This window comes from Thalassotalea psychrophila (assembly GCF_031583595.1).
Classification (GTDB): Bacteria; Pseudomonadota; Gammaproteobacteria; order Enterobacterales; family Alteromonadaceae; genus Thalassotalea_A; species Thalassotalea_A psychrophila.
On record NZ_CP134145.1, the window covers coordinates 454,088 to 464,808 of the forward strand.

Annotated in this window: 9 protein-coding genes; 8 read left to right on the forward strand and 1 reads right to left on the reverse strand. The window is 38.5% G+C overall.

Annotated elements, in window-relative coordinates; translation table 11 throughout:
- The first annotated feature begins 12 nt into the window (after positions 1-12).
- The 6 genes from RGQ13_RS02045 (at position 13) to RGQ13_RS02070 (ending at position 6,214) form a co-directional block, all read left to right on the forward strand.
- Positions 13-789, forward strand: coding sequence for an SDR family NAD(P)-dependent oxidoreductase (locus tag RGQ13_RS02045; RefSeq protein ID WP_348391892.1), 777 nt, complete (start codon positions 13-15; stop codon positions 787-789).
- 45 nt (positions 790-834) lie between these two features.
- A complete protein-coding gene (gene fucP, locus RGQ13_RS02050; protein WP_348391893.1) occupies positions 835-2,220 on the forward strand; it encodes an L-fucose:H+ symporter permease in 1,386 nt (461 codons plus the stop codon).
- A 23-nt stretch (positions 2,221-2,243) separates the two neighbouring features.
- Positions 2,244-2,582, forward strand: a complete 339-nt coding sequence (locus RGQ13_RS02055; protein WP_348391894.1) for an L-rhamnose mutarotase — start codon at positions 2,244-2,246, stop codon at positions 2,580-2,582.
- A gap of 69 nt (positions 2,583-2,651) precedes the next feature.
- Positions 2,652-3,500 (forward strand): fumarylacetoacetate hydrolase family protein, encoded by an 849-nt coding sequence (locus RGQ13_RS02060; protein ID WP_348391895.1) that lies wholly within the window; start codon positions 2,652-2,654, stop codon positions 3,498-3,500.
- Between the two features lie 68 nt (positions 3,501-3,568).
- Positions 3,569-4,708 (forward strand): FMN-dependent L-lactate dehydrogenase LldD, encoded by a 1,140-nt coding sequence (gene lldD / locus RGQ13_RS02065; protein WP_348391896.1) that lies wholly within the window; start codon positions 3,569-3,571, stop codon positions 4,706-4,708.
- Positions 4,709-4,834: 126 nt separating this feature from the next.
- A complete protein-coding gene (locus tag RGQ13_RS02070) occupies positions 4,835-6,214 on the forward strand; it encodes an ATP-binding cassette domain-containing protein (RefSeq protein ID WP_348391897.1) in 1,380 nt (459 codons plus the stop codon).
- Between the two features lie 61 nt (positions 6,215-6,275).
- On the opposite strand, the gene RGQ13_RS02075 is transcribed toward RGQ13_RS02070, so the two are convergent.
- Entirely contained in the window at positions 6,276-7,181 is a 906-nt protein-coding gene (locus RGQ13_RS02075) for a GntR family transcriptional regulator (protein ID WP_348391898.1), read from the reverse strand.
- A 613-nt stretch (positions 7,182-7,794) separates the two neighbouring features.
- Between RGQ13_RS02075 and RGQ13_RS02080 the strand changes: the two genes are divergently transcribed.
- Together RGQ13_RS02080 and RGQ13_RS02085 are read left to right on the forward strand one after the other, a co-directional pair.
- Positions 7,795-9,270, forward strand: coding sequence for an alkaline phosphatase D family protein (locus tag RGQ13_RS02080; RefSeq protein ID WP_348391899.1), 1,476 nt, complete (start codon positions 7,795-7,797; stop codon positions 9,268-9,270).
- Between the two features lie 293 nt (positions 9,271-9,563).
- A complete protein-coding gene (locus tag RGQ13_RS02085; RefSeq protein ID WP_348391900.1) occupies positions 9,564-10,700 on the forward strand; it encodes a glycoside hydrolase family protein in 1,137 nt (378 codons plus the stop codon).
- Positions 10,701-10,721: the final 21 nt, after the last annotated feature.

Below are 10,721 nucleotides of genomic sequence, written 5' to 3' on the forward strand. Positions count from 1 at the left end.
AAAGGTTTTTAGATGAGTAATAAGTTTGATGGAAAATATGCATTAATTACTGGTGCAGGTAGCGGAATTGGTCAAAGCACAGCGATAAAACTTGCTCAGCAGGGGGCATATATAATTATTGTTGATCTAGATATTGATGCTGCCAATTCAACAAAAAAAATGATTGAGGAATTTGGCGGCAACGCTAGTAGCTACCAATGCGACATCGCTAATAATACTCAAGTAAAAGACGTAATTGCCACAATATTAAAGAAAAATGCCATTGATATTCTTATTAACAATGCTGGCATTGCCCATGTTGGAAATTTAGAGAATACTAGCGAAGACGATTTAGACCGTGTTTATAATGTGAACGTGAAAGGTGCATACAATATGATGTCGGCAGTTATAGGCTCAATGAAAGAGCGCAAGTCTGGCGTTATTCTAAACCTGGCATCAATAGCAGCATCGGTTGGCATAGAAGACCGATTTGCCTATTCAATGAGTAAAGGCGCAGTGCTCACCATGACTTACTCTGTTGCCCGAGATTATATTAATGACGGTATCCGTTGTAACTGCATCTCTCCAGGTCGTGTGCATACTCCGTTTGTCGATAATTTTATCGAGAAAAATTACCCAGACAATCAAGAGGAAGTGTTTGCCAAGTTATCTAAAAGCCAGCCTATTGGCCGTATGGGAAAAGTGGAAGAAATAGCCGCTTTAATTAGCTATTTATGTTCTGATGAAGCAGCATTTATCACCGGTAGCAATTTCCCTATTGATGGCGGTTTTGTCACTCTGAATAACTAGTTGTTTAATACAAAATAAAAATAATAATAAAAATAAGGATTTATAATGACAGAGCAAGCTATACCAAGCAGCGACGGAGTTAGCAGTATTCAAGACAGTACTATTGATACAACTCCAACTGAAGTGGTACCAAAGAAGTATTTAATCTCATTTATATTAATCACCTTATGTTTTCCTCTTTGGGGGTTCGCAAATGATATTACCAACCCGTTGGTAAAGGCATTTTCAAAGGTTTTGCAAATGTCAGCGGCTGAAGGCACTTGGGTACAGGTGGCTTTCTACGGTGGTTATGGTGCTATGGCGATTCCTGCGGCTATTTTTATTAAAAAATTCTCCTATAAGGCAGGTTTAATGATGGGGCTCGGTTTTTATGCATTGGGCGCCTTGCTGTTTCTCCCAGCGGCAGGCGCGCAATCATTTACTGCATTTTTATTAGCCTTTTTTGTGATGACATGTGGCTTATCATTTTTAGAAACCAGTGCTAACCCTTATGTATTGTCTATGGGACCGGCGGCTACAGCAACACAACGTTTAAATTTGGCGCAAGCGTTTAATCCGGTAGGTTCGTTACTTGGTATGTTTGTCGCCACGCAGTTTATTATTCAAAAATTAAACCCGGCAACAGATGCTGAGCGCAGAGAGTTAGCAGCGCAAGGCTCACAAAGTGCTGTAGATCAGTTATCGCTAATAACGGCAAACGACTTAGCGGTTATTCGCGACCCTTATTTAGCAATTGGTGCAGTGGTTATTTTAATGCTGGTTATTATAGCGATTAAAAAAATGCCACGCACAGAAGAGAAATCTACAAGTTTAGATATTAAAGGAACCTTCAAACGCCTACTGGCTAATCAAAATTATCGTGAAGGTGTTGTTGCGCAAATGTTCTATGTGGGCGCACAAATAATGTGTTGGACCTTCATCATTCATTACGGTACTGAAGTGTTTATGAAACTTGGCATGAGTGAGCAAGCGGCAGAAGCTAAATCACAAATGTTTAATATTTATGCCATGATCATTTTTTGTTTAAGCCGATTTGTCTGTACGTTTTTATTAAAGTACATCAACCCAGGTAAGTTATTAATGGTCCTTGCTGCAGGTGGTATGTGCTTTACTGGCGCTACTATCTTCCTTGAAGGCATTATGGGCATGTATGCCTTAGTCGGTATTTCTGCTTGTATGTCACTAATGTTCCCAACCATTTATGGCATTGCTTTAACCGGCACTGGGGATGATGCTAAGTTAGGCGCAGCTGGGCTTATTATGGCAATTGTCGGTGGTACATTCTTACCAATGGCACAGGCAACAATTATTGATATGAACGTTGTATTCAATAGTTTTTCAGCAACTAAAGCATCGTTTATATTACCGCTACTTTGTTTTGTAGTGATCGCGATTTACGGTAAACGTTCTCAGCAACATTTACCAAATTAAATCAAATTAAGGTACTAGGTTAAATGACCAAACGACATTGTTTTGCTCTGGATCTAAAGGATGATCCAAACTTAATTGCAGAATATAAAAAGTACCATAGTGCAGAGCATATTTGGCCAGAGATAGTTGCCAGTATCAAAGGCTCAGGCATTGAATCATTAGACATATACCTCATTGGTAACCGTTTATTTATGATCATGGAAGTCAACTCAAGCTTTTCTTTTGAAGATAAACAAACAGCCGATGAAAGTAATCCTAAAGTGGTTGCCTGGGAAGACCTAATGTGGACATTTCAGCAGCAATTACCTTGGGCAAAAGGTGATGAAAAATGGCTGTTGATGGAACAAGTTTTTACGCTGTAACACTAAATTAGAGAGACTAATTTAGTATTAAATGTGAAGTATTATTGACGTTGTAAATAGGATTAAAAAATGAAATTATTACGAGTAGGTGACTTAGGTCAAGAAAAGCCTGCAATTTTAGATGATGCTGGTGTTATTCGCGATTTATCTGCTCATGTTGCTGATATTGATGGAGATTTTTTTGCAAACGGCAACCCTGAAAAAATTGCTGCGCTTGATCTGAACTCATTGCCTGTGCTTGATAATAACTTACGTAAAGGCGCAGTTATTTCCAAGGTAGGCAAGTTCATTTGTGTTGGATTAAATTACGCTGATCATGCTGCAGAGTCCGGAATGGATGTACCTTCAGAGCCGGTATTGTTTATGAAAGCGACGTCATCAATCATTGGTCCAAACGATACTGTATTAATGCCGCCAAAGTCAGAGAAATCTGATTGGGAAGTAGAGCTTGGTGTTGTTATAGGTAAAGAAACAAAATACGTATCTGAGGCTGATGCGTTAGATCATGTTGCCGGTTACTGTGTAGTGAATGATTTGTCTGAACGTGAATTTCAAATAGAAAAAGAAGGTCAATGGTGTAAAGGCAAAGGATGCGATACTTTTGGCCCAATTGGTCCTTATCTGGTAACAACAGACGAAGTAACAGATTCTAATGAATTAGATATTTGGCTAGAGCTAAATGGCGAACGTGTGCAAGATGGAAATACACGCACGATGGTTTACAAAGTACCATTCCTAGTTTCTTATATTAGTCAGTTTATGAGCTTACAACCGGGCGATATCATTAGTACCGGAACACCTCCTGGAGTTGGTTTAGGTTTTAATCCGCCTAAGTACCTTAAAGAAGGTGATGTTATGCGCCTTGGTATTGATGGACTTGGAGAGCAACAACAAAAAGTAGAGCGATACAAAGCTTAGTAATACCAATTCTTATTATTATGAGCCAATAATTATTGGACTTGGTAGAACCATTAGGAAAAGTAAAAATGATTATTTCGTCCCCTAGCGATTACCGTGCTGCTGCTAAGAAAACCCTACCACCATTTTTGTTTCATTACATTGATGGTGGATCTTATGATGAGCATACACTTCGACGTAATGTTGATGATTTAGCTGATGTTGCACTAAAACAGCGTGTGTTAAATAACATGACCGGTTTAGACTTGTCGACAGAGCTATTTGGTGAAAAACTTAACCTTCCTATCGCACTGTCTCCCGTTGGTTTAACGGGTATGTATGCTAGGCGGGGGGAAGTACAAGCAGCAAAGGCAGCTGAAAACAAAGGCATTCCGTTTACCATGTCTACTGTTTCAGTTTGTCCTATAGAAGAAGTGGCGCCAGAAATTCAAAGACCTATGTGGTTTCAGCTTTATGTGCTTAAAGACCGAGGCTTTATGAAGAACGTCTTGGAACGAGCAAAAGCTGCAGGGGTTAAAACACTTATCTTTACCGTTGATATGCCTATTCCAGGAGCGCGTTATCGTGATATGCATTCTGGCATGAGTGGCTCATTTTCTTCTGCTCGCCGCATTTTTCAGGCAATGCGACATCCAAAATGGGCATTTGATGTTGGTGTATTTGGTAAACCCCACGATTTAGGAAATGTTTCAGCTTATCGTGGAGAAGCTACAAATCTTGAAGACTATATTGGTTGGTTAGGTAATAATTTTGACCCGTCAATATCATGGAAAGATTTAGAGTGGATCAGAGAGTTCTGGGATGGCCCAATGGTGATCAAAGGGATCCTTGATGTTGAAGATGCAAAAGATGCAGTGAGGTTTGGTGCTGATGGTATTGTTGTTTCTAATCATGGTGGACGTCAATTAGACGGTGTATTGTCATCAACCAAAGCATTACCAGCCATTGCTGATGCGGTAAAAAACGACCTGAAAATTTTTGCAGACTCTGGTATTCGTTCTGGGCTAGATGTTGTGCGTATGCTTGCTTTAGGGGCAGATTGCGCCATGTTAGGTCGATCATATATCTATGCGTTAGCAGCCCAAGGGCAAGCAGGCGTTGAAAACTTACTTGACCTTTATGAGCAGGAAATGCGAGTAGCAATGACCTTAACTGGCGCGAAAAGTATTGGCGATATAAATCAAAACTCGTTAATGCAATCGCTTTAGTGCAATCGTTGTAATTGAAAATTAATTAGCGCTATAATTGGCTTTATAGCGCTATTTTTTTGTAGTTTTTCAAAGCATTTATACCAATTCCATTAATTATTACCTAGCAACTATGATCAAGCAGTTATGATAACTATTAAGAATTTTCATCATCCTAAACTAAGTATCAATCATTGGCAGGTCACTCATAATGATGCGTGGTGTGTATTGGGGCGAAATGGCTCCGGTAAACAGTATTTAAGCCAATTGTTTACGGGTGAGTTAACTGATGCAACTTCTAAGTTGTGTCAATTACCCCATTTTGACAAAGTGGCGCTAGTGTCATTTGAAACACAACAACAAATTTATGAAAATGAACTTAAAATTGATGCCACCGATTACCTTGATATTAATGATGTAGGCACCAAGGCTAAAGATTTTCTCCCAGAAGACAAACTTACAGATCCACTTATTAGTGAGCTAGGCTTATCACATTGTCTCGACAGTGGTTATCGGCAATTAAGCACTGGAGAAGGGCGCAAATTACTTATTCTGCAAGCCATATTAAATGGCGCTGAGCTTTTAGTTTGTGACAATCCTTTTGATAGCTTAGATGAAGACTCTTGCTTAGCTTTATCTACAGCTTTAAAGCGTTTATCTGCTGGCGGGATTACTGTGTTTTTGATGCTGAGTAACCGCCAAGATATCCCAGACTGGTGTAATAAGGTTGCCTTTATAGAGCGGGGACAGCTTGATGTTATCGGCAGCCTTAACAGCTCTGATACTAAACTGCAGTTAGATGCTTTATTAGCCCCTGCACTTGACGAGCTGGATTGGCCAAAATCTAGCAATCAATTATCAGACTATCAGCATCCTTATTTAGTTAAATTAACGCAGGGAAAGGTGCATTATAACGGTACTAACGTTTTTTCTGGGTTAAATGTAGCTATTAAACCTCTGCAACATACCTTGATAACCGGCGCCAACGGCAGTGGAAAATCTACCTTAATGCAATTGATTACCGGTGATTGTACCCAGTGTTACAGTAATGACATTCAAGTTCTTGGGCATAAGCGAGGCTCTGGCGAAAGTATTTGGGATCTAAAAAAACACATGGGCATTGTTAGTTCGGAATTGCACCGACAATATCGAGTAAACGGGGAGTTGTTAACCGTGGTGACCTCAGGCTTCTATGATTCAATTGGCCTTTATAAGCAACCAGAACATTATCAAATTGATATCGCGCGACAATGGTTAAACAAAGTGGGTTTACTTGATCATCAATACACTAGCTTTAAAGACTTGAGTTATGGTGAGCAACGACTTGCGCTTATCGCCAGAGCCTTGGTTAAATCACCCTATTTATTAATTTTAGATGAACCAACCCAAGGTTTAGACGAATTAAATAGGCATCGAGTGCTGAATTTTATAGAGCATTTAGCCGAGCAAAAACACAGTACTATGATTTTAGTAAGTCATCGAAAAGATGAGCATTTGTCAATATTTAAGCAACATATAAGCTTGTAGCTTATTAGAAATAAAAAAGGCAATTTTAAAAATTGCCTTTTACTCAATTCGTTTATACAAACTAGCTTTCCAAGCCATGAACACAGCGCAGCAGAGTGGTTTCAGCACTGTTTAAATGCTTTTCCATACTCATAATAGCGCCAGCATTATTATGAGTGATCAAATTATTTAATAAATCAATATGCTCATCAATGGCAACGGTAAATCGTTCTAACTCACCTGTTTTATCCCATTGGTAATGATAGTGGCAAACAAATGATACTATGTCGAAAAACTGTTTAGTAAAGCGGTTTTTTGCACAGCTTTGAATAATAAGATGAAGCGCTCTATCTAAATCAGGAAACTCCTGGGAACGATTCTCCATATCAGCCCTAACTTCTTGATGTTTAGTAAGAAGCTCTTTTAGTTCTGGCCAAACAGAATGATCTTTAGGCAGTTTTAATAGCTCAGTAATAGCTTTCATTTCAACCATTTCTCTAAATGAAATCAGCTCTCTGGCAAATTCTTCATCAAAGGTAACCATTACCCAACGGCCACGAGGAATTTTTTCGATTAAACCGTAATTTGAAAATTTTATTAAAAATTCGCGAACCGTAATGGTTGTGCAACCTGAATTTTTCGCTAGGCTTAGTTCTGAAAATCTATCGCCGGGTAATAATTGACCAGTGTTGATCAAATTTAGAAAATACTTTTCTATTTGCTCATCTTTGGTGGAGTTTTTATTTTCAATATCATAATAATCTTTCGTATTAGGCTGGCGTAAAACAACTTTATCTGCCCCATCTCTGGTTACAATACCTGAATCACATAGATGCTCAACGCATGCTCTAACCGTTGTTCGGCTAATACCTAGTAATCGAGTCAATTCAATATCGTTAGGCATAACATTTTTTCCGTCAGTAAGATCAACGATTAATTTAAGCATGCTGTTTATTGATTTTTTGAATAAATAAGTTTTACTATTCACAAATAGGTCCTTTCAATACAGATAATGACGATTAAATAACTAAGGGGTTATTATAAGTAATATTACTAGTATTTGTGCTTATAAGTATAGTTTTACAAGAAAAATATATTCTTTTGGAAAAACTAGTACAGCTGCCTGTTTAGTTTATCGTGATAAATATTTCATAATAATTATAAGTTAGCTGAAAAGAAGATCTTCCCAACAGTAAAATTTAAGCCCATTCAAAGCCTCTCCCGTTATTCTTGCTACTTAAAAATATGTTTTAGGTTTTTTTATATAAAAGTATTGCTTGTATGGCTTTTTTATCTTGATTGTAAAATTTATTGGCTGGCTTTACTTGTTGTATGTTTGTTGCAGGTTATAGTCATTTTTAAATTGATAGTCATTTTTAAATTGATAGGTGTTTTTAATTTTACGTGTATTATTAAATGTAAAGTTTTGTAATTGTTTGGGTTTTGAATTGATAAGTTATGTCAGAGATGTTTAAGTTATTTGCACAGACCAATTACTTTAACAGCTATCATTATTGAACTTTCGACTAGATTTTACCTTAGGTCTAATGAAAGATAAGTTAGGCTGACTGATCATATCAATATCGATAGGAAATTAATTTATGAAGTGCAATATTTTACAGTATCTTAGTATGTCCTTTGTATTAATAGCTAGTTTCTTTTGCTTTAATCTAATGGCAAATGCTGAACAAAATGTACAAATGGCTAATGGCATCAAAATTGGTGAAGTTACCCCAAGCTCTGCGGTAATTTGGACTCGTCTTACACAAAATGCTGAGCGAAATATCAATGGCAAGCCGTTTCCTTATAATGTAAACAGAAAAAAGAAAAAATCCCTTCATTTTGACAACCTAAATATTATGGAAGGTGCCACGCCTGGTGTTAGTGGTGAGGTGCGTATCGCTTATTGGCCTACTTCAAGCAATGACTCGAATTTAAGCAATGGCAAAAGCGAGAAAGTATGGTCAAATTGGCAGCCAGTCAATGCTCAACTAGATTATACCCATCAGTTTACTCTTTCATCTTTAGGCGTTGGAACTGATTATGCTGTTGTCGTAGAAGGGCGTCCTTTAGAAGGTAAAACTGCGACAGTTGAGGTGTTAGGTAGCTTTCATACTGCAGCAAAGTCGCAAACAGCATCAAAGGTTACCTTTGCTGTAGTCACAGGACAAGATTATCCACGTCGAGATGACAAACAAAATGGCCACAAAATTTATCCGCAAATGCAAAAGCTCGGCCTCGACTTTTTTGTTCATACCGGTGATATCGAATATTACGACAAACCGGCACCCTATGCCGATAACTTAGAACTGGCAAGGTTTAAATGGAGCCGTCTCTATGCCATGCCATTCCAACGGGATTTTCATAATCACACCGCCAGCTATTTTATGAAAGATGATCACGACACGCTGAAAAATGATGCCTGGCCGGGACAAACCTACGGTGATTTAACTTGGGACCAAGGTCTTGCGCTTTTTAAGGAGCAGGTACCGATGGGTGAAAAAACGTATCGAACAATCCGTTGGGGCAAAGATCTGCAAATATGGTTGGTAGAAGGGCGAGACTTTCGCAGCCCTAACAATATGAAAGACGGTCCTGATAAAACCATCTGGGGAACAGCACAGAAACAATGGTTTTTTGATACGGTAAAACAGTCTGATGCAACCTTTAAAATATTGATCTCGCCAACTCCCATTGTCGGTCCGGATAGAAAAAAAGGGAAAAATGATAACCACGCTAATTTAGCCTTTAAACATGAAGGAGATGAAATTCGCACATTCATCAGTCAACAAAAAAATATGTTTACTGTAGTAGGTGATCGCCACTGGCAATATGCGTCGGTTGACCCCGCCACTGGTTTGAAAGAATTCTCTTGTGGTCCTACTGCTGATGCACATGCTCAAGGATTTAGCCAGAAAGAGAAATCGAGCATGCATAATTTTTTGCGAATTAAAGGTGGATTTTTGTCAGGTGTTGTTGACCGTATAGAAGGTGTTCCCACCGTAACCATGCGCCACCATGGTGTTGATGGCACGGTTTATTACGAAGATATTATCAAAGTCGAAAATTCAACCTAATGCTTTGATTTCTTATAAAAAAGGCAGTGGAGAATTGGTTGCAGATGAAATTTAAATTTACCGAAAGGTTAGTCGCAGACGCAGAGCAGTTATAGTTTAGTGCTACTCTCGATTGTCAATTTACTCACTGATTTTCTCCTGCTTCCATTAGCCATTTATTTCTTGATTGAGTTACTTGCTTGCAGGTGAATAATGGGATAGTATTTAATAAATAACTATTTGGTTACTTAGTGTGATTTGTTAACCTTTCACACAATAACTTCAACGAAGAATAAAAAATAAAGAAGAGTCTTATGCAACTAGGTAAACTTTTAAATTTTGCTATCATCAGTGCAGCAATCGTAGGTACAAGCGGCTGTGTTGAGTCAGACAATGCCATGTCAGAAAAAGTAAAGGCTGAACTGAAACCTGAATCTAAGCCATTACAGCTAGCGTATGAGTATGTCGGTCTTGCTGTTCAGAAAAAAGATACACATGTCTGGGGCACTTCGCCGGTATTGGGCAGAGATGGCAGGGTACATCTTTATGTTGCCGAGTGGCCGCAGCCAAAAAAGAAGACCATGAGTTTTCGCGGTTATTTTAGCACGTCAGAAATAGCTCATTATGTTGGCGATACACCAGCAGGGCCTTTTGAATTTGTTCGTATGGCTGTTACCGATCAAAACGATAATTTTAACGCGCCTCATAATCCAACTATTCAGTTTATAGATGACCAATATGTATTGACCTTTATCGTTAACGAAAACGACGACCGTGGTAAACAGCGCATTATTATGTATGTCTCTGATGATCTTAATGATCAGTGGCGACCAGCAAAAGGTGCCGAGGCAGATGGCACTATTTTGCGTAAACCTTCAGATAGTAAAATTTGGAACCATACCTCAGTTAGAGGCGTGGCGAATCCGACGTTAGTAAAACATAACGGCGAATATGTCCTTTATTTTAAATCGGCTATCCCTGATCCGAAAAAAGATCTTAATGATTTTAAAAACCGAGAGTTTGGTTATGGCGTAGCAACGGCAAAATCAATAGAGGGGCCTTATACCATTCATCCTGAGCGTTTAACCTCAAAAGAAATGGAATTAGAAGATGCCTATGCATTTTCTTATAATGGCAGCATGCATATCATCAGTCGCGATATTGTTGGCACTTTAGGTGATAAAGAAGGTGGCTTGCTTTGGACATCACAAGATGGTTTTTCATTTTCAGCAGAAGATACCCAAAGATCTTTTGAATCTTTAGTAAGCTATACCGGCAAAGAGGCATTGGCGGGTGCTAACGTTTATCGTGGTAGCGATAAAGGCCAATTAGAAAGACCTCAGTTATTAATTGAGAATGGTCAACCTACTTATATGTATGTCGCCACAGGTATCAATGCTAACCAAGGATATGGCAGCAGCTCGCACGTATTTAAAATAAATGTAAAGTGATTTGAGAAATTCAACATGCTA

Bases quoted from the DNA above. Each gene is read 5' to 3' on its own strand.
- RGQ13_RS02045 (WP_348391892.1), top strand. From the start codon at position 13: ATGAGTAATAAGTTTGATGGAAAATATGCATTAATTACTGGTGCAGGT.
- fucP (WP_348391893.1), top strand. From the start codon at position 835: ATGACAGAGCAAGCTATACCAAGCAGCGACGGAGTTAGCAGTATTCAA.
- RGQ13_RS02055 (WP_348391894.1), top strand. From the start codon at position 2,244: ATGACCAAACGACATTGTTTTGCTCTGGATCTAAAGGATGATCCAAAC.
- RGQ13_RS02060 (WP_348391895.1), top strand. From the start codon at position 2,652: ATGAAATTATTACGAGTAGGTGACTTAGGTCAAGAAAAGCCTGCAATT.
- lldD (WP_348391896.1), top strand. From the start codon at position 3,569: ATGATTATTTCGTCCCCTAGCGATTACCGTGCTGCTGCTAAGAAAACC.
- RGQ13_RS02070 (WP_348391897.1), top strand. From the start codon at position 4,835: ATGATAACTATTAAGAATTTTCATCATCCTAAACTAAGTATCAATCAT.
- RGQ13_RS02080 (WP_348391899.1), top strand. From the start codon at position 7,795: ATGAAGTGCAATATTTTACAGTATCTTAGTATGTCCTTTGTATTAATA.
- RGQ13_RS02085 (WP_348391900.1), top strand. From the start codon at position 9,564: ATGCAACTAGGTAAACTTTTAAATTTTGCTATCATCAGTGCAGCAATC.